The organism is Halorarius halobius, assembly GCF_024298865.1.
Taxonomy (GTDB): domain Archaea; phylum Halobacteriota; class Halobacteria; order Halobacteriales; family Haloarculaceae; genus Halorarius; species Halorarius halobius.
Window position 1 is genome coordinate 337,329 of record NZ_CP101161.1, and the last position, 23,398, is coordinate 360,726.

Consider the following 23,398-nt stretch of genomic DNA (forward strand, 5'->3'; position numbering starts at 1 on the left):
TGCCTGGGTAGCTTAGCGGTAAAGCGCGTCCTTGGTAAGGACGAGAGCCCGGGTTCAAATCCCGGCCTAGGCTCTTCTACTGCGACACCAGCGTCGACAGCACCTTCCCCTCGACCTTTCGGAGGTGCTCGCCCACGGTGCCGGCCGAGAGGTCCACCTCGGCGGCGATGTCGTCGTGGGTCGCACGCCGCGGCACCTCGTAGTAGCCGAGGCCGACCGCGGCCTCCAGTATCTCGCGCTGGCGCTCCGTGAGTCGGGCCGCCAGATTCGAGTGCTCCGGCTGGTAGTCGCCGAGCCCCTCCAGCGAGACGTGGAGGCGGTCGGGCACCTGGTCGACCGCGCGTCGGATGGCGTCGGAGCGGCCGACGAGCGTGACGCGGACGCTCCCGTTGGTGATGCAGTCGATGGGCGGGTCGATGACGATTTCGTGTTCGAGCAGGATGCGCAACAGCGACTCGACGGTGTCGTTGGCGTCGATGTGGATGTACGCGAGGCCGTCGGGGCCCTCCGTCACGTCGGCGTCGACGACGCTGTCACAGGCGTCCAGCGCCGCGTCCGCCCGGCCCGCGTCGCCGCGGAACCGGTAGAGCATCACGGCGGTGCCGTCCTCCAGCAGGGTGACCTGGCTGATCGAGCGCCGCTCGACGGACGGCGCGTCGAGTAGCGCCCCGTCTGCCGGGTGGAGCGCGCCGTCGTTGGGGGAGATGACGACTGTCGCGTACCGCATGCCCGCCTATTCGCTCACCCCCGGTTTACCTCTTCCCCCGCTGTGTGCCGGGAGACTTCAACACCCCTCGGATGGGTGGCGACAACGCGATTGGGTCGACGCCGCCACGCGGAGATATGTCACGCTACACCGACGACGGACGGTCGCTCCGACTCGACCCCGAGGGTCGCGCGGGCGGCTACTTCACGCACGCCGTCTACAACCACTGGGACCCCTACGAGGACATCCCGGAGTCGATGCTGGAGACCGACCGCCAGCGGCTGATGGACGACGAGAACGCCACCGAAGCGGAGTTCGATGCGCTCCGACAGACCATCGCGCTGTTCGGCGCCGGCGAGGAGGCCGTCACCGAGGACCTCGCGCCCCTCTCGATGGTGTTAGACGACATCAACGACCAGATGTTCGTCTCCTCGCAGATTTACGAGGAGGCGAAACACACCCAGTTCTTCGACCGGTACTGGCGGGAGGTCATCGACCCCGTCGCCGAGCACCACGGGTTCGAGGTGACCGCGCCGACCGACGACCGCTACTTCATGCCCGGTTACGCGAAACTGTTCGACGGCACCGAGGCGGCGATGCACCGCCTGCTGGAGGAGGACACCCCCGAGAACCGCGTGGAAGCGTACTGTCACTACCATCTCGTCGTCGAGTCGGTACTCGCCCAGACCGGCTACTACGGCATCACCTCATCGGTGGGCGAGGGCGGGCCGGATATCCGCGCCGACAGCGCGCGCGACGACTTCCCGAACCTGCCCGGCCTCGTGGAGGGCGTCGGCCACATCCGGAGCGACGAGGGCCGTCACGTCGGCTTCGGGATGCACAAGGTCCAACAGCACATCGCGGAGGACGGCGTCGACCCCGCGACGGTCCAGGAGACGCTCCAGAGCCTGATGCCGTACGTCGCCGAAATCGTCAGCGACACCGACGACCTCGTCGACCCGGTGGCGCTCGTCGAGTACGCCCGCGACAAACTGTCGCGGCGCGTCGAGATAATCACGGACGCCTCCGCCGAGATACCCGACGTGGAGACGCTGGTCGAGCTCGACGACTCGCCGGCCCCCGCCGACGACTGAGTAGTCGGCGTCGTGACACCCGACGACGACTCTCCTCACGCCCGGTCGAGGCGGTTCTCGCCGGCTTTTCGCGACCGACGGAGCGGCGGGTCGCGGGCGGCCACGCGCGACGCCCGCGCTGTCGGCCGCTTCTAGGACGACCGACCGTATGCGTGTGACTCCCTATCCCTTATATTCGCTAATTCCGAATTAAGGGGTTTCACTCTTAATCCAATATTAACATTATAATTCATAACAGTTTTGTACCCGACTGTGCGACGGACAGATGCACACGATGAGCGACGCAGGGTCCGTGGTTCGGTCGGCAATCGTTGCCAGCGGGCCGTGTGCGCTCGTGACCGCGCGCGTCGGTACTCCCGGCCGCTCGGAGGACATCTAACTATGGCACACGACAACGACGGAGTGGACGAGGTTGCGAGCCGCGTCCAGAACACCGAGTCGATAGTTCGAGACGTTGACAACAAGGCGGCCCGCGAACTCCGCCAGAAGTTCGAGGAACAGGACTTCACGTTCGCGCCCGGCCTCTACCACGCGCTGGACGCCCGCCTCGCGGAGATGGCGGGGCTCGACGCCGCGTACATGTCGGGCTACTCGACGGTGCTGGGCCAGTTCGGCTTCCCGGACCTCGAGATGGTCACGATGACCGAGATGGTCGAGAACGCAAAGCGCATCGTCGAGTCGACGAACCTGCCGGTCGTCGCGGACTGTGACACCGGCTACGGCGGCATCCACAACGTCCGCCGCGCGGTCCGCGAGTACGAGAAGGCCGGCGTCGCCGCCGTCCACATCGAGGACCAGACGACGCCGAAGCGCTGTGGTCACATCGCCGGCAAGCAGATCGTCTCCCGGGAGGACGCAAAGGCGCGCTTCTCCGCGGCCGTCGACGCCAAGCAGGACGAGGACACCATCATCATCGCCCGGACGGACGCGTACGGCTCCGCGAACGGCGACTGGGAGGAGCACCTCGAGCGCGGTCGGCTGTACGCCGACGCCGGCGTCGACCTGGTCTGGCCCGAGATGCCCGACCCGTCGCGCGAGGACGCCGTCGAGTACGCCGAGACCATCCACGAGACCCACCCGGACCTGAAGCTGGCGTTCAACTACTCGTCGAGCTTCGCGTGGTCCGAGGAGGAGGACCCGCTCACGTTCCAGGAGCTGGGTGACCTCGGCTACCAGTACATCTTCATCACGCTGTACGCCCTGCACTCCGGCGCTCACGCGGTGTACGAGGACATGAAGAACATCGCGGAGAACGACGAGGAAGCGCAGTTCGACCTCGAGGACCGCTACCTCGGCCACGAGACGGAGAGCCACCACGAGCTCTCCTTCGTCTCGCGGTTCCAGGACATCGAGGCCGAGTTCGACCCCGCCGCGAAGCAGCGGATGGAGGAGTCCGCCGGCTTCACCGAGGAGGAGTCGGACCCGCTCACCTCGAACGACGACGACTGACGACGCAGTCGCCGGCCCTCCGGGGTCGGCGCAACTACTGCTTTAACCACCTTTATTATCGCAACCGAACCCGACTCTACTGATACATATGGAACGACGACACACACGGAAGTTCGTGCGGACGTTCTTCACCTCGCCCACCGCGGTCGAGGGAGAGGACGACTCCGCCAAGATGGTTCGTAGCGCCTCCCAACTGCGCGGCATGCAGGCACCCGACGTCTGGGTGCCGGACAACGAGGACGCCACCGCGCCCAACATGCGCGACGAGGGTGCCGAGAACATCGTCGAGGTCGTCGCCGAGAACGGCGCCGACTTCCCCGGCGAGATTCACCCCCGCGTCGTCTGGCACCGCGACAGCCCCGAGACGCGCTATCAGGGGTTCCAGCACATGCTCCAGATAGCCGACCCCGAGAAGGGCGCCGTCGAGCATCTCGACGGGTTCGTCATCCCCGAGGTCGGCGGCATCGACGACTGGAAGAAGGCCGACGAGTTCTTCACCATCGTCGAGAACGAGTACGGCCTCGAGGAGGGGAGCCTCGCCATGTCGGTCATCATCGAGTCCGGCGCGGCGGAACTCGCCATGGGCGAACTCCGCGACGAGATGGGCAAGCCCGACAACAACCTCGAACGGCTGTTCCTGCTCGTGGACGGTGAGGTCGACTACACGAAGGACATGCGCGCCATCACGCCGACCGGCGGGCTCCCGGAGTGGCCGGAACTGCGCCACAACACCTCCCGGGCGGCCAGCGCCGCCGGCTGTATCTCCGTCGACGGTCCGTTCGACGACATCCGCGACGTCGAGGGCTACCGCGAGCGCATGACCGACAACCAGGCGAAGGGGATGACCGGCATCTGGTCGCTCACCCCCGGCCAGGTCGTCGAGGCGAACAAGAACCCCCTGCCGCCACAGGAGGGTAGCTGGCTCATCGACGCCGACGGCCGCGAGGCCGAACTCACCGACGACGACGGCGTGCAGGTGTACGAGGGCGAGCGCATCTCGCTGGAGGAGACCGGCGACGGCTACCGGCTCACCGTCGGCACCGACACCGAGGAACTCGACGCCGACGAACTCCGCGAGGAACTCGTCGACCTGACCGACTACGTCCCGAGCATGGACGACATCGTCGACTCGATGGAGGAGTTCGAGGCGGCCAAGGAGGCCGGCAAGGGCGCCATCGCCATCACCCGGTCGACGACGGTCCGCATCGACGGCGTCGAAATCGACATCGCAAGCGACCGGATGTGGGACGAGGCCACCTACCAGGCGGTCCAGACCCCCATCACGCTGTTCCAGGACGTCTACCAGAACCGTCCGGACCAGCACGACGACCTCGCGGAACTGTACAGCGAGGACGTCGTCGAGCGCGCGATGGACGTCGGCAACTGAACCGCGCCCACGACACGTTCTTTTGGCGCTCGGCCGCGTAGCGACACGCATGTCCGATGTCGAGTTGCGCGGCGTCGAGGACGTGCCGGAGGATGTCGACACGGCGGCACTGGAGCGGATGGACCGGGCCGCCAGCCTGCTCGACGACGGCCTGAAGCTCCCGGTGGTCGGCGTCCACGTCGGCGTCGACCCGCTCGTCGGGCTGTTGCCCGTTGCGGGCGACACCGTGGCGGCGGTGCTGTCGCTGTACGTCGTCGCCGAGGCGGCACGGCTCGGCGTCCGCAAGCGGACGCTCGCGCGGATGCTGGTGAACGTGGGCGTCGACTTCGCGGTGGGCGCTATCCCGCTCGTCGGCGACCTGTTCGACGTGGCCTGGCGCGCGAACCGCCGGAACCTCCGGCTCGCGGTCGCGGACCAGCGCTAGAAGAGGGCACCGACGAGCGTGGCCCCGAACTCGGCCACCCACCGGACGAGCAGTTCCCACGCCGACACGCCCGTCAGTTTCGCCTGGAGCGTGTCCACGCCGAAGAACCCAAACAGCGCCGCGCCGACGTAGTGGGCCTTCCGCACGTCGAACCGGTGGCTGAACCGGTAGAAGAACACGGCGTTGACGAGACTCACCGGGATGATGGCGGCCATCTCGCCGACCCAGATGGCCGTCCCGTGAGCGTACTGGGCGGCGAGTCCGATGGTCACCAGTTGCGTCTTGTCGCCCACCTCGCCGAACGCCATCAGCGCGAAGATGGGGAGGAAGCCGCCGGCGACGTTGGGCACCTCCCAGCCGAGATACGGCACCTCGACCTCCAGTTCGCCGGAGTCGGCGGGGGCGACGCCGCCGTCGGTTGCCGCCCCGGCACCCGATTCCTCGGGCGCCGACCGGACGAGCAGGACCGCGAACAGCAGGAACAGCAGTCCCGTGAACACGTCGAGATACAGCCCCGGGAGCGCCCGCTGGAGCGCGTTGCCGACGACGATTTCGACGGCGGTCCACCCCGCGAACGCGGTGCCGGCGGCCGCGACCACCAGAAGCGGGTTGTAGCGGGTCGACAGCGCGGCGATGATGAACTGCACCTTCTCGCCGGGGAGAACGGTCAACTGGGCGACGAACGCGATGGTCGCCACCTCCAGCCACGTCGCCACTACCGGCCCACCCCCGACTCGGTAGTCACGACGTCACAGTTCAGCGCCATCTCATCGGAGGATTAGATGGAGCTAATTTGTAAACGTTCGGAAACCGGGACCCGGCTCACGGCCAGATGCGGTGGGTCATCGACCCCAGCGTCGACGGACTGGCGAACGGCGTGTCGTCGTGACGTATCGGACGGAGGTTCGTCGTCTCCCGCAGATACGACTCCAGGCCCGCGCTGTCGGTGTGGTCGACGCCGCCGATGGTCCACGGCGGCCACAGCGTCAGATGTTCGAACCGGCCGGCGTCGAAGCGGGCGTACACGTCCGCGGCGCCGTCCTGGGCGACGAGCGCCACTGCCCCCTCGGTCGCCCGCATCGCATCCACGTAGTCGGCCAGCGCCGCGTCCCCGTCCCCGCTGTACGCCTGCCAGACGTTCCGACACGCGCGGTAGTCGGAGTGGTCGAGCAACGTCTCCCGCAGTCCGTCCTCCCCTGCCATCTCGCGTGTGGGTACGATTAGCACGGACTTAACTGTCGGGGCCCCGGGGGGTTATGGCCCCGGCCGCCGACTGACGGGTATGCGCGCGGTTTCGCTCGTCGTCCTGCTCGTGCTCGCCGGCTGTGCGGGGACGCTCCCCGCCACCGACGCGCCCGCGAGTGTCGACGGCGAACTGACGGTGACGGTCACCCGCGTCGTCGACGGCGACACCCTCGAAATCGCGTACTCGAACGGCACCGCCGACACCGTCCGCCTGCTCGGCGTCGACACGCCGGAGGTGCACGCCGAGAACAGCCCCGACGAGTTCGAGGGCGTCCCCGACACCGACGCGGGGCGGGCCTGTCTCCGCCGGTGGGGCGAGAAGGCCAGCGCGTTCGCCGAACGGCAACTTGGCGGCGAGCAGGTGACGCTCGCGTTCGACAGCAACGAGGGGCGGCGCGGCTACTACGGCCGCCTGCTCGCGTACGTGAGCCACGACGGCGAGCCGTTCAACTACCGGCTGGTCGCGGACGGCTACGCCCGCGTGTACGACTCGGAGTTCACGCGCCGCGACCGCTTCTACGCGGCCGAACGCGAGGCCCAGCAGTCGGGGACGGGCCTGTGGGAGTGTGCGACCGAGTCGCCGCCGACGGGGACGGCTACCCCGGCCACGCCGACAGCCACCGGCGGCCTCGCCGTGCGCGTCCACCCGGACGCCGAGGGGAACGACAACGAGAACCTCAACGACGAGTACGTCCGGCTCACGAACCGCGGGACGGAACCGCTCGAGTTGCGGGGCTGGACCGTCACGGACGAGGCGGGCAAGACGTACGAGTTCGGGAACGTGACGCTCGCGCCCGACGCGACCGTGACGCTCCACTCCGGGACCGGAACGGACGGCGACGGCCACGTCTACTGGGGCCGCGAGTCGGCGGTGTGGAACAACGGCGGCGACACCGTCACCGTCCGGGCCGCGAACGGGACGGTCGTCGCGGAGCGGTCGTACTGACTCGCTACGCGTCCGCGAGTATAGCCTCCAGCGCGCCCGCAACGTCCTCGAAGCGGTCGCGGGCCATCGTGTCGGTGGTGGCGAACACGCCGCTGTCGCCCGCGATGACGCGCACGAGATAGCCGTTCTCGAACACGCGGATGGTGAACTCGTAGTCGCCCAGTTCCGTGTCGCGGTAGCCGGCCTGCGAGTGGAACCCCAGCCGCTCGACGTCGGCAAACCCCACGAGGTCGGCGTCGGCCTCCAGGTCGTCGCGGAGATACACCTGTTCGACGGCGTCCTCGGTGAAGTACGTGAGGCTCCGCAGTTCGTCGCCGATAGCGGTGCGTGCGGCCTCGCGGAGCGATTCGGCCAGGTCCTCGGAGACGTTCGACGACATAGTTCGCCGTACGACGAGCAGACAAAAAAGCGCGGGGGCGGTTCCCAGCCGGTGGGACCGTCAGTTCGGGTTCTTCCGTGCGAGTTCCGACCCGCAGATGCGACAGCGGTCGTGGTGGTCGTCGAACTCGCGGCCACAGCCCTGACACTGGTAGGTCCAGTCGCGGCGCTCGGCGATGCCGTCGGTGGCGACCACCTCGGTCCGCACGTCGAGTTCGGTGGCGACGTTCTGCATCGCGTAGTCGTCGGTGACCAGCGTCGCGTCGAGTTCGAACGCCGCGGCCAGCAGCCGGGTGTCCGTCTCCGACAGCTCCGTCGCGTCGCCCGTCGTCCGGGCGGCGCGCTCGACGCGCTCGACGGTGCCCTGGTCGGGGACGTGCATCCGCATCCCGCCGCCCTCGAGCGCGTCGAACCGGTAGCCGGAGGCGTCGTCCTCCAGTTCCTCACGGACGAGGGGGATGGTGGCGACGTCGTCGTCGGTCGTGTAGTCGTTGATGAACGCGGAGGCGTCCAGAACCCGCATCAGCGCGCGACGACGATGTGGTCCTTCACCGCCTGCACCGCGCCGACGGGGACGAGGTAGTGGCCGTGTTCGTCCACCTCGAAGTCGGCGGTGACGTTCTCCGCCGGGTCGACGAGCAGGTGGTTCAGCGTCCCGCTCTTGATGTCCATCGTCACGTTGTACAGCATCCCGAGTTCGGCACCGTCGCTCCCCACGACGGATTTGCCCGACAGGTTCTCCGCGAGTATCTCGGCCATGCGCGACGGATACGCCCCACAGAACATAAACGCCACGGGGTCGTCTGACGCGCGTCCGTCGCTGTTGGGGCCGATTTGGGTCAAGCCTCTTGTGTGGCCCCGTCGACCTCCAACCATGGACCGACGCGCCTTCCTTCGACGGGCCGCCCCGCTTGCCGTCGTCGGCCTCGCCGGCTGTACCGACGGTGGCGGGACCCCCACCGAGGAAACGCCCACGAACACCCCGACGCCGACGGACGCCCCCACCGACGAGTCGCCGACGGCGACCGACACGCCGACCGCCACCGACTCGCCCGCCCCCACCGACAGCGCCACGCCGACGGCGGAGCCGACCGCGACCCCCGACCCGGACCAGCGGGTCGTCGTCGGCCCGGACGGCGACTTCGTGTTCGAACCCGAGTCGTTCACCGTCTCGACGGGCGACACCGTCCTGTGGACGTGGGCGTCGGCGGGTCACAACGTCTCGCCGGCCGACGGCGGCCAGCCGTCGGGCGCCGACTGGAGCGGGAAGGACGGAACCACCTACGGCGAGGAGACGGTGTACGCTCACACGTTCGAGACGGCGGGCACCTACCAGTACCACTGTGACCCCCACCAGGGGCTCGGGATGACGGGGTCGTTCACCGTCGAGTAGCCCCAGCGTGCCGATTTGAAAGAGTTATGTGGCGGCGACGGTGAGACACGGCCAAGTGATCTTCTATGTCTGACGCCGACGCGACGGACGTGCCCGACGACAGCGAGGGGCTCCGCACACCCATCGTCGCCGTCCTCGGGCACGTCGACCACGGGAAGACGACGCTACTCGACAAGATACGCGGGTCGGCCGTCCAGGAGGGCGAGGCGGGCGCCATCACCCAGCACATCGGCGCGACGGCCGTGCCGCTCGACGTCATCTCGGAGATGGCCGGCGCGCTGGTCGACCCCGAGGACTTCGATCTGCCGGGCCTGCTGTTCATCGACACGCCCGGCCACCACTCGTTTTCGACGCTCCGCTCCCGGGGCGGCGCGCTCGCGGACATCGCCATCCTCGTCGTCGACGTCAACGACGGGTTCCAGCCGCAGACACTGGAGGCGCTGGACATCCTCAAGCGCACGCAGACCCCGTTCGTCGTCGCCGCCAACAAGGTGGACACGGTTCCGGGCTGGAACCCACAACACGACATGCCCATCCAGCAGTCCGTCGACGTCCAGTCCGACCGCGCGACGGACGCGCTCAACGAACGGCTCTACGAGATAATCGGCAAACTGTCCGACAACGGCTTCTCGGCGGACTTCTACTGGCGGGTCCAGAACTTCCGGTCGAACATCGGCGTCGTCCCCGTCAGCGCGATGACCGGCGAGGGGGTGCCGGACCTGCTGACGGTGATGATGGGCCTCTCCCAGCGCTACCTGAAGGAGGACATGTCCGTCGACGTCGCCGGCCCCGGCGCCGGGACCGTCCTCGAGGTGAAAGAGGAGCGCGGCTTCGGCACCACCGTCGACGTGGTGCTGTACGACGGCACCGTCCGCGAGGACGACACGCTGGTGGTCGGCGGGATGGAGGAACCCATCGTTACCGAGGTCCGCGCGCTCCTCCAGCCCCGGCCGCTCGCGGAGATACGCACCGAAAAGCAGTTCGAGAAGGTCGAGGAGGTGTCCGCGGCGGCGGGTATCAAGATAGCCGCCCCGGACCTCGACGACGCGATGGCGGGCGCGCCGGTCCGGGTCGTCCGCGACCGGCCCGTCGACGAGGTCATCGCCGAGGTCCAGGCCGAACTCGCGGAAATCGAGGTCCACACCGCCGAGGAAGGCGTCGTCGTCAAGGCCGACACGCTCGGCTCGCTGGAGGCCATCGCCAGCGCCCTCGAGGAGGAGGATATACCCATCGTCCGCGCGGAGGTGGGCGACGTCGCGCCCCGCGACGTGGCCGTCGCCTCCACCGCGGACGAACCGGAGCACGAGGCCATCCTCGCGTTCAACGTCGACGTGTTGCCCGATGCGGAGCGCGAGGCGACCGAGCAGGGCGTCCGCGTGTTCTCCGACGACGTCATCTACCAACTGGTCGAAGAGTACGACGAGTTCGTCGCCGAGCGCGAGCGCGCCCAGCAGGAGCAGGTGCTCGACAAGATACACCGCCCCTGCCGGTTCCGCGTGCTCGACGACCACGTGTTCCGGCAGTCGAACCCCGCGGTCGTCGGCGTCGAGGTGCTGTCGGGCACCCTGAAGCGCAACTCCCGCGTCGAGAAGTGGGAGGGGAACGAACCCACCCGCGTCGGCCAACTCAAATCCCTGCAGGACGAGGGCGAGGACATCGACGAGGCCCGCACGGGCGACCGGGTCGCCGCCTCCATCGAAGGCCCGACCGTCGGCCGACAGATAAAGGAGGGCGACGAACTCTGGACGGAACTCCCCGAGAAGCACGCGAAGATACTCGAACAGGAGCTGTCGAACGACATCCCGGGCGACGAACTCGAGGCGCTGTCGATGTACCTCGACAAACACCGGAAGCGCGACCCGTTCTGGGGGAAGTGAGCGGCCCGCGACCTGTGCAATAACATTTAATTAGCTCGCTGATGAACGTGTAGGCGTGCCCGAAAGTCCCGCGCCGGACGAGTACGACCTCCTGCTAGCGGCGCTTCCGACGCCGCTTTTCGCGGGGCTGGCGTGGTCGTGGGTCGGCGCGGTCGGCCCGGCGCTGGCGCTGGGCGCCGGCAGTCTGCTGGCGGTCGCACCGCTGGCGTACGCGCTGTTCCTGAGCCCGCCCGCCTGAGTCCTACCGCGCGGCGGGGTCGTGACGGCTCGGCGTGTTCTTCGCCTCCAGCGCCGCGCCCGCGGCGATTTCGCGGGCGAGCGCGTCGCACTCGTCGGTCTCGGACAGCGAGAACCCCGCCGAGACGACCGAGCCCCCGGGCGGCCGGACGGCGACGGTGGCCTCGACGCCCGCCGACGACTCGACGACTTCCGACCCGACGACGAACCCGTCGGGAAGCAGTTCGCGCGTGCGCGCCGCGACCGCCGCGCCGTTGCGGCGCAGCAGGCGGCGTTGCTCGGGCGTCAGCTCCACGGCCTCCCCATCTCCGTGTGGCGCGTTTCCGTGCATCAGAGTTGCCACCGATACAGCCCACCCGCGCAAAAACCCATCGGCTCGGATTACAGGATGGGGTCGCTATCGCCGTACGCCGCCAGGACGACCGCGGTCGTGTACGCCTCGGGGTCGGCGGGCGCGGAGACGACCTGTACGTCGCCGTCGGTGAACGCCCAGTCGCGCAACTCGCGGCCCGCCGCGAGCCCCTCCTCGACGGTCGCGCGGACCGTCTCGGCGTCGGTGCCCGACGCCTCGTAGAAGATGCCCCGGCCGCTCTCCTCGACGCTCCAGCCGAGGCCTGCACAGGCACGCTCGGCCGCGCCGGGGGCGACGGTCCGACGACCCTGCACGACGGTCAGCCGCTCGCCTGCCGGCCCCAAATCGGGCGCGGTCTCGGCTATCTCGACGGTCGCGCCCGCGGGGATGACCGACGAGACGCGCGTGAGGTTGTAGTTCTCCACGCCCGCCTCGGCGAGCGCCGCGTCGTAGGAGGACATGGCCGTGGCCGCGGAGGCGGCCCCCCAGACGACGCGGATAGGTTCCATGGTCGGCTGTGGGGGACCCGGCGGTAAGCGGGTTTCGGAACGCGCTCTCCGTGCCTCCGTCGCGGCCCCCCGGCCCGCTCGTCCGTCGGCCGGCGTGGTCGATACGGCGGTCGTCCGGCCGATACGGGACCGCTACGAGTCGATGTGGTGGACGGCGTCCGGGGAGAGGAGACGACCGGTCGGGAGCGCGACCCACCCGTTCGGGAGGACCCGAACGGCCCCCTCGTGGAGGAGCTGTTCCTGCTCGAAATCCCCGTAGACGGTCGCGTTCTCGTACTCGATGGCGAACTCGTCTGCCACCGCGTCCCAGACTGATTCGGTCGAGACGACCATGCCTATCCGAGATGGGCGTGCGGGGTTAATCTTCTGGGAGAACGGAAGCACGAGGAATCCACGCGGGAGCCGACCGACATGGCGGACGGGACCGGGAGCCGACGAACGCCGGCCGAGCGACGTGGAGAGCGTGCGTCAGTAGAACGCGACCGGGAGCCCCGATTCGGTGTCGTCCTCCTGAATCTTCTTGTAGGCGTCCCGGAAGTCCGCGGTCGCCACGTCCGTCCGGTCGTCGCGGATGGCGAACATGCCGGCCTCGGTGGCCAGCGACTCGATTTCCGCGCCCGAGAACCCCTCGGTTAGCTCCGCGAGTTCGTCGAAGTCGACGCTCTCGGCGAGGCTCATCTCCTGGGTGTGGATTTCGAGGATGCGCTTGCGGCCCTCGTGGTCGGGTTCGGGCACCTCGATGAGGCGGTCGAACCGGCCGGGCCGGAGGATGGCGCGGTCGAGCATGTCGAAGCGGTTCGTCGCGGCGATGATGGAGATGTCGCCGCGTGCCTCGAACCCGTCCATCTCCGAGAGTAGCTGCATCATCGTCCGCTGGACCTCCGCGTCGCCGGAGGTCTTCGACTCCGTGCGCTTGGAGGCGACGGCGTCGATTTCGTCGATGAAGATGATGGCCGGTTCGCGCTCGGCGGCGAGTTCGAACAGGTCGCGGACGAGGCGGGCGCCCTCGCCGATGAACTTCTGGACCAGTTCGGAGCCGGCCATCTTGATGAACGTCGCGTCCGTCTCGTTGGCGACGGCCTTCGCCAGCATCGTCTTCCCGGTCCCCGGCGGGCCGTGCAGGAGGACCCCCGTCGGCGGTTCGATGCCGACCTCGTCGAACTGCTCGGGGTTGGTGAGCGGGTCCTCGACGGCTTCCCTGACCTCGGTAATCTGTTGCTCGATGCCGCCGATGTCCTCGTAGGAGACCTCCGGCGAGCCGGTGACCTGCATCGCCTGCGCGCGGGCGTCCGTCTCGTCGTCGAGTAGCGTCTGGACGGCGAAGGAGTCGTTGATGGCGACCCGGTCGCCCGCCTCCAGTTTATCCGAGAGGCGGGGCGACACGTCGGTCAGCACCTCCTGGTTGTTGCCGTGCTGTTTCAGGACGACGCTCTCGTCGTCGGTGACCTCCTCGACGGTGGCGATGTACAGCGACGACGTCTTCAGCGCCTCGTTCTCGCGCTGGAGCTGGTCGACGTCCTCGCGGAGCTCCTCCTGACGGTCGCGGGCGGCCTCCAGTTGGTCGGCCAGTTCGTCGTGAACCTGCACGATGTCGACGAAATGGTCGCGGAGCGCGTCGAGCCGCTCCTCGGAGGACATGTCGGGGTCGAGATCGAGTTTCGGCCGGTCGGGAAGCGACGGGCTGCGAGACATCTGGCTGTCCGAGTTTGGACCGCCAGCGTAGAAAGGTCTTCGGGTCGTGGAAACGTCGAACCGCCTCAGGAGAGCGCTTCGAACTCCGCGACGTACGTCTCGTAGGCCTCGATGGCCGCCTCCACCGGGTCGGGACTCGCCATGTCGACGCCCGCACCGCGGAGCAGTTCCAGGGGATACTCCCGCGAGCCCTTCCGCAGGAACTCCAGATAGCGGTCGGCCGCGGGCTCACCCTCCTCCAGAATCGAGTCGACGATAGCGTTGGCCGCCGAGATGCCCGTCGCGTACTGGTAGACGTAGAACCCGTAGTAGAAGTGTGGAATGCGCATCCACTCGCGGGTGATATGCTCGTCGACGGCGGCGTTGGCGTAGTAGTCGCGCTTCAGGTCGCCGTACAGTTCGTCGAGTTTGTCGGCGGTGAGCGCGCCACCTGCCTCGCTCAGTTCGTGGGCCTGCTGTTCGAAGTCCGCGAACATCGTCTGCCGGAACAGCGTCGACCGGAACCGCTCGAGATACTCGTCGAGGATATGCCGCCGGAGCGTCTCGTCCTCGACGGTCTCCAGCAGGTGGTGGGTGAGAAGCGCCTCGTTCACCGTCGAGGCCACCTCCGCCGTGAATATCTCGTACTGCGAGTAGACGTACGGCTGGTGCTCGCTCGACAGTTGGGTGTGTAGCGAGTGGCCGAGTTCGTGCGCCAGCGTGTACATCGAGGTCACGTCGTCCTGGTAGTTCATCAGGATGTACGGCTGGCTGTCGTACGTGCCCGCCGAGTACGCCCCGGAGCGTTTCCCCTCGTTCTCGTACACGTCGACCCACCGGGAGTCGAGGCCCTCGGCGAGCCGTCGCTGGTAGTCCTCACCGAGCGGCGCGACGGCCTCCGTCACCCACTCTTTGGCCTGCTCGTACTCGACGTCCGGCGACTCGCCTTCCGTGAGCGGCGCGTACAGGTCCCACATCGCCAGCTCGTCGACACCGAGCCGCTCGCGTTTCAGGTCGACGTGCCGGTGGAGCACGTCGAGGTTGTCCTCGACGGTCTCGACGAGGTTGTCGTACACCGCGGGCGGGATGTTCGCGTCGTCGAGGCTCGCCTCGCGGGCGGTGTCGTAGTTGCGCGCATTCGCGAGCTTCGAGTTCGACTTCACGCTGTTCTTGTACGCCGTCGAGACGGTGTTGCGGTACTCCTCCCACGTCTCGAAGTAGGCGTCGTACACCCGCTCGCGGAACGCGCGGTCGGAGTTCTTCAGCAGGCTCGTGAAGTTCGACTGCGTTATCTCCCGCTCGTCGCCGTCGGGCGTCTCGACGGTCGGGAACTGCATGTCCGCGTTCGACAGCATCTGGTAGACGTCGCCCGCCGCGCCCGTCACCTCCGAGAGGTCCGCGAGCAACTCCTCGATTTCGGGCGAGCGGGTGTGCGGCTTCAGCCGGAGCACGTCGTCGAAGTAGTGCTCGTACGGTTCGAGCGCGGGCTCGGCGTCGACGAACGCCTGGAGCGTCTCGCGGTCGACGCGCTGGAGCTCCGGTTCGATGAACGACGCGGCGCTGGACGCCTCGGAGGCGAGCGACTGGGCCCGGGCCGACAGCGCCTGGTACTCCTGGTTCGTCGTGTCCTCGTCCGAGCGCATCCGCGCGTAGGACGTGACGTCCGACACGGTCCGCATCAGCTCCTCGCGGAGCTCCAGCACCTCCAGTAGCGTCTCGGCGTCCTCGGTGACGCGGCCCTCGTACTGCTCCAGTTCGTCGAGCCGTTCCTCGACGGTCGCGTACGCCTCCTCCCACGCCTCGTCGTCGGCGAACATCGCCTCGAGGTCCCACTTGTGCTTCTCGTCGACCTCGCTACGTTCGGGTACCGAACTCATTTGCCACCGTTTGCAGGCCGGCGGGTGTAAACGCATCGTCACGCGGGCGCCTTCGCAGGGACGAGCGGGCCAGCGGGCGGCGGGCGAGGGGGTTTTGCGGATGGCGGTCGACGGACCGGTATGGACGACACCGCACGCACGCTCGCCGGCCGGGCGTTCGCCGACCCGTTCCCGTGGCGGTTCCTGACGGACCTCGTGGAGGCCGGCCCACGGCTCGGCGGCTCACCCGGGGAGCGGCGCGCCGCCGACCTCGTGGCCGACGCGCTCGGGGAAGCGGGCGCCGACCCCAAGACACGCCCGTTCGAGATGCGGCGGTGGACGCGGGGCGACGCCGCGCTCGCGGCGGGACGCGACGGCGCCGACCGCTCGTTCGAGACCGTGGCGCTCCCGTACTCGCCGCCGGGCGACGTGACCGGCGACATCGTCGACGTGGGCCACGGCACGCCCGACGAGGTTGACGACGCCGACGTCGACGGGAAGGTGGTCGTCGCGGACACCGACACGCCGCCGGGCGACCGGTTCGTCCACCGGATGGAGAAGTTCGGCCACGCCGTCGACGCGGGCGCGGCGGCGTTCGTCTTCGCCCATCACGAGCCCGGCCAGCTAATCCCGACGGGCACCCTCCGATTCGGTCGTGAGGCGGCGGTGCCGGGCATCGGTGTCTCCCACGAGACGGGCGAGTGGCTCCGCGAGTACGCCGGCGACGGCCGCGCTCGCATCCGCGTGGACGCGACCACGGAGGCCGGCACCTCCCACACCGTCGTCGGGTCGCTCGGCCCCGACACGGAGGAGGCCGTCCTCGTGGTCGCTCATCTCGACGCCCACGACGTCGCGGAGGGCGCGCTCGACAACGGCTGTGGCATCACCACCGCCGTCACCGCGGCCCGCTATCTCGCGGACTGCGAGTTGGACTGCGAGGTCGTCGTCGCGGGCGTCGGTTGCGAGGAGACCGGCCTGCTCGGCTCGCGGGCGCTGGCCGAGGACCTCGACGTCGGCCGCCTGCGTGCGGTCGTCAACGTCGACGGCGCGGGCCGTCACCGCGATTTACGGGCGCTGACCCACGGCCACGACGGCGTCCGCGACCTCGCCGAGCGGGTCGTCGACGAGGCGGGCCACCCGCTCGCAGTCGGGGAGACGCCACACCCGTACAGCGACCACTGGCCGTTTCTCCGCGAGGGCGTGCCCGCGCTCCAGTTACACAGCAAGGAACCCGGCACCAGCGGCCGCGGCCGGGGGTGGACCCACACCGCCGCCGACACCCGCGACAAGGTCGACCCCCGGACGCTCCGGAGCCACGCGCTGTTGACCGCCCTGCTGGTCAGGAACCTCACCCGCGCGGACCTCGACCCAGTCGACACCGCCGAGTTGCGCGAAAAACTCGAGGACGCTGGCGCGGAGTCGGGGATGCGCGCGGCGGGCGTCTGGCCCGAGGGCTGGAACTAGCGCGAGGCGCCCGACCGGAGCCGCTCGGCGACGCGGGCGCTCGTCTCACGGCTGACCCGCCGCTTCTCGAAGACGGTCCACGCGCTCGCCGCGGCCGTCTCGTCCACCTCGAAGGTGAGGTCGTACGCGACCCGCCGGAGCAGGAGCGGTTCGGGCGCGAGCGCGCCCACGCCCTCCGGACCGTCGACCGTCTCCGCGGAGAGCACGCGGTCGGCGAACGCGACGGGGCGGTCGCTCGAAGCGACGGCCGCTATCAGGCCAACTGCGCGGCGGACGAACTGGCGGGGGAACCCGCCCGCCGAGACGGTACAGACCAGATACGCGCCGTCGCGCTCGCAGTCGACCGAGAGGTCGCGCTCGGTGCCCGTCTCGTCGGGCGTGAGGTTGTGGACGTCCTGTTCGCCGGAGAGCCGGTCGCACACCTCGCGTGCCCGCTCGTCGTCGGCCTCGGGCGCGTGGAGGTGGTACTCGTAATGCCGGCGGCGGGCGTCGTACTGCGCGTCGAACCCGTCGGGGGCGTCCGCGTGAGCCCACGCCCGCACACCGCCGGGCAGGTGGCCGTTGAGCGCCCGCGGCGAGAGCCAGTCCGGTGCCTCGAACGCGACCGTCTGCTGGACGGCGGAGACCCCCTTGTCGGTGCGGCCGGCGGCGCTGTAGCCGTCGGGCGGCGTCTCCGGCGTCGGCGTCACGCCGTGGGCCGCGAGCGCCTCGAACAGTTCGTTCTCGACGGTCTCGCCGTGTGGCTGGCGCTGGAAGCCGCGGTAGTCGGTGCCGTCGTAGGCGAGGCGGTACGCGCGCACAGCGGCCGGAGGGAGCGGCCGCACTTAGCCGGACCGGTCAACCGCTCCCGCCCGCGCTCCCGGAGCCCCCGGAACCCCCGGCGCCGTCGGAGCCGTCGTCAGTTCCGTCGTCCCCGAGCCCGCCCCGTGCGTCGCTGACGTTGCGGGCCCACGGTGCGTACCGCGTCTCGGGTGCGAGTCCGCCCGCACCGCCGGAGGCGCCCGGGTCACCGTAGTAGCCGGAGACGAGCACGCCGTCGTAGGTGACCAGCAGGGTGTAGTCCTCGGTCACCTCATCGGAGAGGTTGACGGTGGCGTTGTACCGCGTTTCGAGATAGCAGTCCGGAACGCCCGAGCCGCCCGACCGCTGAATGTCGAGTCGGTAGCGGTGCGGGCCGATTTCGTCGAGCCGGGCGTCGAGTTCCGTCGCGTTCGACCGGACGGGGACGGTGGTGTTGATGGAGAGCGCCCGCCCGCCGTCGACCGGCACGTTGGACGTGGTGGTGTTGCTCGACCGGGCGTCGCCGCAGGTGGTCCCGACCGTCTCGAACGAGTCGAGTTCCGCGCCGCCGGACATCGGCGGGCCGCCGCCCACCTCGGCGAGCGACGAACAGCCGGCAGTCAGAAGCAACGCGACGACCGCAAGCGAAAGGATGCGTCTGGAGGGCACACGCAGAACAGGGGCCACGCGGGAAAAGTAGCTACCGGAGGCCCAAACGCGCGCTGTCGTCTATTCGTAGTCGTCGTACGTCGGGCGGCCGGACGCCGGCGGGAACTCGTCGAGCGGCACCTGCGTCTGGTCGCCGCTGTCCATCTCCTTCAGCGTCACCGCGTCGTCCGCGAGGTCCTGTTCGCCGACGATGACGACCGTCTCGGCGTTGATGGAGTCGGCGTACCCCATCTGTGCGCCGAAACTGCGCCCCGAGACGTCCGTCTCGACGACGTGGCCGAGTTCGCGGAGCTGTCGGGCGATGTCGGCGGCCTCCCGTTCGGTGTCGCCCACCTGCAGGACGTAGTAGTCCGTCGAGACGGCCTCCTCGGGGTAGACGCCCGCCCGCTGGAGCAACAGCGGGAGCGTCGAGTAGCCCGGCGCGAAGCCGACCGCGGGCGTGGGCTGACCGCCGAACGACTCGATGAGGTCGTCGTAGCGGCCGCCGCCGAACACCGACCGCGAGACGTCGCCCGTCGCGTCGAAACACTCGAACACGACGCCGGTGTAGTAGTCGAAGCCGCGAGCGGTCTCCAGCGAGAGGTCGCAGAACTCGCCGGCGCCGAACTCCTCGACGGCCGCGAGCACGTTCTGGAGGTTCTCGACGGCCGCGGCTATCTCGTCGGTGCCGGCGAACGCGACCAGGTCGTCGAGGCTCTCCTCGGTGGTGGCGGTCACGAGGTCGTCGAACTCGGCGGCCTCGTCGTACGAGAGGCCCGCCTCGACGAGCAGGTCGTGGTACTCCGCGTCCGATATCTTGTCGCTCTTGTCGACCGCGCGGATGGCCTCACGGACGTCGACGTCGGCGTCGTACGACCGGAAGAGGGCGCCGAGGATGTCGCGGTGGGAGACGCGGAACTCGAACTCCTCGCCCGTCAGGCCGAGGTCGGTCAGCATCTCCGCCGCCAGCGCGATGACCTCCGCGTCCGCCCGCGGGTCCGACGAGCCGAAGATGTCGACGTTCGTCTGGTAGAACTCGCGGAACCGGCCCTGCTGGACCTGCTCGTACCGCCAGAACGGCCGCGTCGAGAACCACTTGATGGGCTTGGACAGCTCCTGACCCTTCGCGACGACCATCCGGGCGACGGTCGGCGTCAGTTCTGGCGTCAGGGTGACGTGACGGCCGCCGCGGTCCTCGAAGGCGTACAGCTCCTCGACGATGTCCTCGCCGGCCTTGTCGGTCCACATCTCGGCGCGTTCGAGGTGGGGGGTGCCGACCTCGCGGAACCCGTAGCGGCGGCAGGCGTCCTCGATAGTGTCGACGACCGCCCGCCGGGCGGCCATCTCCTCGGGGTAGAAGTCACGGAACCCCTTCAGTCGCTCGTACATACCCGAACGTCCGGCGGGCCGCACAGAACCCTTACGGTCCCACCGCGCTCACTCGCGGAGCCGCGGCTCGTCGTCGGTGTGCTCGTCGCGGACCTGCTCGAGCCCGACCGCCACCAGCTGTTCGAGTACCGCCTGCTCCGTGAGCCCGTACTCACGGGCGAGAGCCTCTATCTCGCGGGCCTCGCTCTCCTCGAAGGTGAGCCGGTAGCGCCGCATCGTTTGTTGTACTACCCCACACACAATAAGTACCCGTCAGACGGGCGTCGTGCGGGTGGCGACGCGGGAACCGCGTCAGGCCGGGACGCCGCCGGTCGCCCGGAAGTAGAGCGCGAGGAACGTCACCGAGTTGTACGTGCCGTGAACGAAGATGGTCACCAGCAGGTTCTCGGTCACCTCGTACAGTGCGCCGAGCAGGAGGCTCAACGCGAAGATGACGAACAGATACGCCCCGACTTGCGGGAGCGGTGCGCCGAACACGTTCATCACGTGCGCGAGCGCGAACACGCCCGACGCGATGCCGATGGCCGGCACCGCGGCGTACCGCTCCCGGAGCATCCCCTGGACCGCGCCACGGAACATCAGTTCCTCGCCCGGCCCCACGAACAGGTACGTCAGCGGGATGAGATACAGCGCAAGCTCCGGGTTCTGCATCCCGTCTTCGACGATGGAGGTGCTGGGCGTCTCGACGCCGACGGCAGTGTAGGCCGCACTCAGCGCCGCGAGCAGGGCGAGGAGGCCGAGGAGGCCGGCGACGGCGAACCCCACGTCACGTAGCGTCGGCATCCGGATGTCGACGATGTCGAACCGGTCCTCGAGTTTGAAGAACGCGAGGACGACGATGATGAAGCCGAACCCCTGGAGCGCGAGGATACTCAGCCCGTACTGGAGCACCACCTGGTTCTGGACGTCCACGCCGACCGTCTGGAGGACGCTCGCCAGCACGAACAGCGTGACGATGCCCGCGACGGCGCCGGCGAGCGCGAGGCCGACGCTCTTGGCGACGACCCGGAGGCGGTCACGCTCGGCCGGCGCGCCCGGACTGACGTTCTCGGACACACCCTACGTAGCGAACGCACCCGAATACCTCTTTCTCATCGTCGCGCCACGGACTCAGTCGCCGTCGACGACCAGCCGCCGCTTCTCGCGGACCGCCTCGGCCTCGGGGAACTCGCCGCCCCCGAGCAGGCCACGCGCCGCCCGCTTGCCCCACTCCACTGCGGGCTGGGTGAACGTCTCGACGCCCATCAACTCGCCCGCGAGAACACACGCCGCTTCGAGCGAGACGAGCAACTCGCCGACACCCCGCTCGTCGACGCGGTCGATTTCGATGCGGACGTTCGGCTGGTCCGCCGCGGCGAGGCTCGCCTCCGTCGCCTCGAACTCGGCGTCGAGCAACTCGCCGAGCGAGGAGCCGCCGAGATACGACAGCCCTTCCACGTCCGTCGCGGGGATGGCTACGTCGCCCCGCTTGCGGGCACGGACGAGCGTGACCAGTTTGTCGTGGCGACCCGCCCGATACAACTGCAGTTGGGAGTGCTGGTCGGTTGCGCCCAGCGCCCGCGCCGGCGTCTGGCCCTGCCCGTCCTTGCCGAGCGACTCGGCCCACAGTTGTGCGAACCACTCCGCGAACGGCTCCAGTGCCTCGGCGTACGGCATCACGGCGTTGACGTGGGCGCCGCGGCGTTCGAGACCGACGGCGACCGCGCCGTACGCGTAGGCCGGACAGTCGTAGAGGCTCCCCGACAGGGAGTCACGGGCCTCACGTCCCCCGGCGAGCACGGCCTCGACGTCGTAGCCGAGAATCGCGGCGGGCACCAGCCCGACGGCCGACAACGCCGAGAACCGTCCGGGGACGCCCTCGGGCACAGAGAGGGCAGGCAGGTCGTGTTCGTCGGCCAACTCCCGTAGGGGACCGGCCTCGCCGGTGGTGACGACGGTGCGGTCGGTCCAGTCGACGCCCGCCGCCCGCATCGCGTCCTGCACGACGAGGAAGTTCGACAGCGTTTCCGCGGTCGTCCCCGAGCGGGAGACGACGTTCACGGCGGTCCGGGAGAGGTCCAGTCGGTCGAGCAGTCGCCGGGTCGCCTCGGGGTCGACGTTGTCGAGGACGTGGTGGTTCTGTTCGCCGAGCGCGCGGGTGACCGTCACCGCGCCCAGCGCGGAGCCCCCGATGCCGACGGTGAGCACGTGGTCGGCGTCGACGTCGGCGACGGCCGACTCGATGCCCGCCGCGTTCGTCGTCTCGGGGAGGTTCAGGCTGGCGTAGCCGAACTCCGCGTTCGCCATCCCCGCGGCGATGGTGTCGTGTGCCTCGGCCACCTCCGCGTCGAGTCTGTCGAGGGCGTCCTCGGAGATACCGGGCGTGGCAACGGAGTCGAGCGCGTTGCCGATGTCCACTCGCATACCCGGGTCGCCGGGCCGTGGTGGCAAAGGCGTTCGGACTCCGGGCTAGGGACGAACGACAGCGGGAGAATCGACAGGCACCTCGAAAGTCGGTTCAAACGTCCAACTCGGCGGGCGCGGGCGGCATGTGGCGCTTGTGCTCGCTCTCCTCGACGAGGCCGACCACCCGCTCCACCGCCGATTCGGGCACGTCGAGCGTCCGCACCGTCGCGGACTTCGAGAACGGGCCGTCGACGTGGAGCGCGAGAATCGCGTCGAGCGTGTCGTAGCCGAGTCCCATCTCCTCCTCGTCGGTCTGTCCCTCCCACATCTCCGCGCTCGGCGGCTTCTCGACGAGGTCGTCGGGGACGCCGACGTGGCTCGCCAGCTGGCGCACCTGTCGCTTGTAGAGGTTGCCGATGGGGTTGCAGTCGACCGCCTGGTCGCCGTACTTCGTGAAGTAGCCGGTCATCGCCTCCGACCGGTTGCCCGTGCCGAGCACGACCCCCGACTCCGCGTTGGCGACGAAGTAGTTGAGCACGCCCCGCACCCGGACGCGGACGTTGCCCAGCGCCATCCGGTCGTCGGCGCCCTCGGGGTAGGCGTCGACGAACGATTCGACGATAGGGTCGATGGCGACGACATCGTACTCGACGTCGAGCATCTCGGCGACGCGTTCGGCGTCGCTCATGTTCCCCTCGGTGTTCACCTCGCTGGGCATCACCAGTCCGTGGACGGCGTCGGAGCCGAGCGCCTCCACCGCCAGGTGGGCGGTCAGCGTCGAGTCGATACCCCCCGAGAGGCCGATGACCGCGCCGTCGGCACCGGCGTCGTCGACGACGGCCTCGATGAAGTCGGTGATGTGCTCGCGGTGGGCCTCTAACTCCCCTTCGGAGAGGTCGAGGTCGACGCCGCTCCCCTCGACCAGCGCGTCTGCCTGTGACATTGCCGACTTGTTCGGCCGGACGCGACAAATAACTGCCGTGGGCGGCGAATCGCTGGACGTTCGTCTACTCCGGTCGTGGCCCGGGAAACGCTACGTTGAAGTGCGGCGGTAGGTTACCAACGGGCGCAAGCGCCGTTGGTCCAGTGGTAGGACATTAGCTTCCCAAGCTAATAGCCCGGGTTCAATTCCCGGACGGCGCATCCTGCGACGAACGAAAGTGAGGAGCGCATAGCGGAGTTCTCGATTGCGAGCGGTGAACGGAGTG

27 protein-coding genes and 2 tRNA genes are annotated in these 23,398 nt (G+C 69.0%); 11 read left to right on the forward strand and 18 right to left on the reverse strand.

The genetic code is table 11. The features are described from left to right. The first annotated feature begins 1 nt into the window (after position 1). Positions 2–73: transfer RNA gene (locus NL112_RS01675), tRNA-Thr, on the forward strand. A 3-nt stretch (positions 74–76) separates the two neighbouring features. On the opposite strand, the gene NL112_RS01680 is transcribed toward NL112_RS01675, so the two are convergent. Then, positions 77–727 carry a helix-turn-helix domain-containing protein gene (locus NL112_RS01680; RefSeq protein WP_255150893.1) on the reverse strand — a complete coding sequence of 217 codons (651 nt, stop codon included), beginning with the start codon at positions 725–727 and terminating at the stop codon, positions 77–79. Between the two features lie 116 nt (positions 728–843). On the opposite strand from NL112_RS01680, the gene NL112_RS01685 reads away from it, so the two are divergent. The 4 genes from NL112_RS01685 (at position 844) to NL112_RS01700 (ending at position 5,060) form a co-directional block, all read left to right on the forward strand. Further along, on the forward strand, positions 844–1,800 hold the full coding sequence (locus tag NL112_RS01685; protein ID WP_255150894.1) for a ferritin family protein: 957 nt from the start codon (positions 844–846) through the stop codon (positions 1,798–1,800). A gap of 381 nt (positions 1,801–2,181) precedes the next feature. Next, positions 2,182–3,249, forward strand: coding sequence for an isocitrate lyase (aceA, locus tag NL112_RS01690; protein WP_255150895.1), 1,068 nt, complete (start codon positions 2,182–2,184; stop codon positions 3,247–3,249). A gap of 88 nt (positions 3,250–3,337) precedes the next feature. Then, positions 3,338–4,636, forward strand: a complete 1,299-nt coding sequence (gene aceB, locus NL112_RS01695; RefSeq protein ID WP_255150896.1) for a malate synthase AceB — start codon at positions 3,338–3,340, stop codon at positions 4,634–4,636. 49 nt (positions 4,637–4,685) lie between these two features. Further along, entirely contained in the window at positions 4,686–5,060 is a 375-nt protein-coding gene (locus NL112_RS01700; protein WP_255150897.1) for a DUF4112 domain-containing protein, read from the forward strand. Here NL112_RS01700 and NL112_RS01705 read toward each other — a convergent pair. After that, positions 5,057–5,776 carry a TMEM165/GDT1 family protein gene (locus tag NL112_RS01705; protein ID WP_255150898.1) on the reverse strand — a complete coding sequence of 240 codons (720 nt, stop codon included), beginning with the start codon at positions 5,774–5,776 and terminating at the stop codon, positions 5,057–5,059. The genes NL112_RS01700 and NL112_RS01705 overlap by 4 nt on opposite strands. A 106-nt stretch (positions 5,777–5,882) precedes the next feature. Next, complete coding sequence (locus tag NL112_RS01710) at positions 5,883–6,263, reverse strand: hypothetical protein (protein WP_255150899.1); 381 nt, start codon at positions 6,261–6,263, stop codon at positions 5,883–5,885. 79 nt (positions 6,264–6,342) lie between these two features. On the opposite strand from NL112_RS01710, the gene NL112_RS01715 reads away from it, so the two are divergent. Then, positions 6,343–7,251, forward strand: coding sequence for a lamin tail domain-containing protein (locus NL112_RS01715; RefSeq protein WP_255150900.1), 909 nt, complete (start codon positions 6,343–6,345; stop codon positions 7,249–7,251). Positions 7,252–7,255: 4 nt separating this feature from the next. On the opposite strand, the gene NL112_RS01720 is transcribed toward NL112_RS01715, so the two are convergent. The 3 genes from NL112_RS01720 to NL112_RS01730 are packed head-to-tail and all read right to left on the reverse strand — an operon-like array spanning position 7,256 to position 8,388. Continuing rightward, the gene (locus NL112_RS01720) at positions 7,256–7,630 is read right to left on the reverse strand and encodes a DUF7522 family protein (protein WP_255150901.1); all 375 of its coding nucleotides are present in this window, start codon (positions 7,628–7,630) and stop codon (positions 7,256–7,258) included. Between the two features lie 60 nt (positions 7,631–7,690). Beyond that, positions 7,691–8,152, reverse strand: a complete 462-nt coding sequence (locus tag NL112_RS01725; RefSeq protein WP_255150902.1) for an NOB1 family endonuclease — start codon at positions 8,150–8,152, stop codon at positions 7,691–7,693. Next, positions 8,152–8,388 (reverse strand): PRC-barrel domain-containing protein, encoded by a 237-nt coding sequence (locus tag NL112_RS01730; RefSeq protein ID WP_255150903.1) that lies wholly within the window; start codon positions 8,386–8,388, stop codon positions 8,152–8,154. The genes NL112_RS01725 and NL112_RS01730 overlap by 1 nt, the downstream gene beginning before the upstream one ends. Before the next feature lie 115 nt (positions 8,389–8,503). Between NL112_RS01730 and NL112_RS01735 the strand changes: the two genes are divergently transcribed. The 3 genes from NL112_RS01735 to NL112_RS01745 all read left to right on the forward strand — a co-directional run bounded on the left by NL112_RS01735 (position 8,504) and on the right by NL112_RS01745 (position 11,137). Next, the gene (locus tag NL112_RS01735) at positions 8,504–9,022 is read left to right on the forward strand and encodes a plastocyanin/azurin family copper-binding protein (protein ID WP_255150904.1); all 519 of its coding nucleotides are present in this window, start codon (positions 8,504–8,506) and stop codon (positions 9,020–9,022) included. A 65-nt stretch (positions 9,023–9,087) separates the two neighbouring features. Then, positions 9,088–10,899 (forward strand): translation initiation factor IF-2, encoded by a 1,812-nt coding sequence (infB, locus tag NL112_RS01740; RefSeq protein ID WP_255150905.1) that lies wholly within the window; start codon positions 9,088–9,090, stop codon positions 10,897–10,899. A gap of 55 nt (positions 10,900–10,954) precedes the next feature. Further along, positions 10,955–11,137 (forward strand): DUF8015 family protein, encoded by a 183-nt coding sequence (locus NL112_RS01745; RefSeq protein WP_255150906.1) that lies wholly within the window; start codon positions 10,955–10,957, stop codon positions 11,135–11,137. Positions 11,138–11,140: 3 nt separating this feature from the next. On the opposite strand, the gene NL112_RS01750 is transcribed toward NL112_RS01745, so the two are convergent. From NL112_RS01750 to pepF, 5 genes are all read right to left on the reverse strand, one after another. After that, on the reverse strand, positions 11,141–11,467 hold the full coding sequence (locus tag NL112_RS01750) for a DUF5811 family protein (protein WP_255150907.1): 327 nt from the start codon (positions 11,465–11,467) through the stop codon (positions 11,141–11,143). Between the two features lie 50 nt (positions 11,468–11,517). Further along, positions 11,518–11,997 (reverse strand): pyruvoyl-dependent arginine decarboxylase, encoded by a 480-nt coding sequence (locus tag NL112_RS01755; protein WP_255150908.1) that lies wholly within the window; start codon positions 11,995–11,997, stop codon positions 11,518–11,520. A 132-nt stretch (positions 11,998–12,129) separates the two neighbouring features. Continuing rightward, positions 12,130–12,330, reverse strand: coding sequence for a hypothetical protein (locus NL112_RS01760; RefSeq protein WP_255150909.1), 201 nt, complete (start codon positions 12,328–12,330; stop codon positions 12,130–12,132). A gap of 135 nt (positions 12,331–12,465) precedes the next feature. After that, a complete protein-coding gene (pan2, locus tag NL112_RS01765) occupies positions 12,466–13,689 on the reverse strand; it encodes a proteasome-activating nucleotidase Pan2 (protein WP_255150910.1) in 1,224 nt (407 codons plus the stop codon). Positions 13,690–13,754: 65 nt separating this feature from the next. Then, the gene (gene pepF, locus NL112_RS01770) at positions 13,755–15,545 is read right to left on the reverse strand and encodes an oligoendopeptidase F (protein ID WP_255150911.1); all 1,791 of its coding nucleotides are present in this window, start codon (positions 15,543–15,545) and stop codon (positions 13,755–13,757) included. A 120-nt stretch (positions 15,546–15,665) separates the two neighbouring features. On the opposite strand from pepF, the gene NL112_RS01775 reads away from it, so the two are divergent. Further along, complete coding sequence (locus tag NL112_RS01775) at positions 15,666–16,988, forward strand: M28 family metallopeptidase (RefSeq protein WP_255150912.1); 1,323 nt, start codon at positions 15,666–15,668, stop codon at positions 16,986–16,988. Here NL112_RS01775 and truA read toward each other — a convergent pair. The 7 genes from truA to NL112_RS01810 all read right to left on the reverse strand — a co-directional run bounded on the left by truA (position 16,985) and on the right by NL112_RS01810 (position 23,133). Then, positions 16,985–17,788, reverse strand: coding sequence for a tRNA pseudouridine(38-40) synthase TruA (truA, locus tag NL112_RS01780; protein ID WP_255150913.1), 804 nt, complete (start codon positions 17,786–17,788; stop codon positions 16,985–16,987). The genes NL112_RS01775 and truA overlap by 4 nt on opposite strands. Before the next feature lie 37 nt (positions 17,789–17,825). Further along, on the reverse strand, positions 17,826–18,437 hold the full coding sequence (locus NL112_RS01785; RefSeq protein ID WP_255150914.1) for a hypothetical protein: 612 nt from the start codon (positions 18,435–18,437) through the stop codon (positions 17,826–17,828). Between the two features lie 60 nt (positions 18,438–18,497). Continuing rightward, positions 18,498–19,805: a histidine--tRNA ligase gene (gene hisS, locus NL112_RS01790; protein WP_255150915.1), complete on the reverse strand. Its 1,308-nt coding sequence runs from the start codon at positions 19,803–19,805 to the stop codon at positions 18,498–18,500. 48 nt (positions 19,806–19,853) lie between these two features. Further along, positions 19,854–20,021, reverse strand: coding sequence for a CopG family transcriptional regulator (locus NL112_RS01795; protein ID WP_255150916.1), 168 nt, complete (start codon positions 20,019–20,021; stop codon positions 19,854–19,856). Positions 20,022–20,096: 75 nt separating this feature from the next. Beyond that, on the reverse strand, positions 20,097–20,861 hold the full coding sequence (locus tag NL112_RS01800; protein ID WP_255150917.1) for a CPBP family intramembrane glutamic endopeptidase: 765 nt from the start codon (positions 20,859–20,861) through the stop codon (positions 20,097–20,099). A 54-nt stretch (positions 20,862–20,915) separates the two neighbouring features. Further along, a complete protein-coding gene (locus NL112_RS01805; RefSeq protein WP_255150918.1) occupies positions 20,916–22,208 on the reverse strand; it encodes a phosphoglucose isomerase-related protein in 1,293 nt (430 codons plus the stop codon). Positions 22,209–22,302: 94 nt separating this feature from the next. Continuing rightward, complete coding sequence (locus tag NL112_RS01810; RefSeq protein ID WP_255150919.1) at positions 22,303–23,133, reverse strand: NAD+ synthase; 831 nt, start codon at positions 23,131–23,133, stop codon at positions 22,303–22,305. A gap of 129 nt (positions 23,134–23,262) precedes the next feature. Between NL112_RS01810 and NL112_RS01815 the strand changes: the two genes are divergently transcribed. Then, positions 23,263–23,333, forward strand: a tRNA-Gly gene (locus tag NL112_RS01815). Positions 23,334–23,398: the final 65 nt, after the last annotated feature.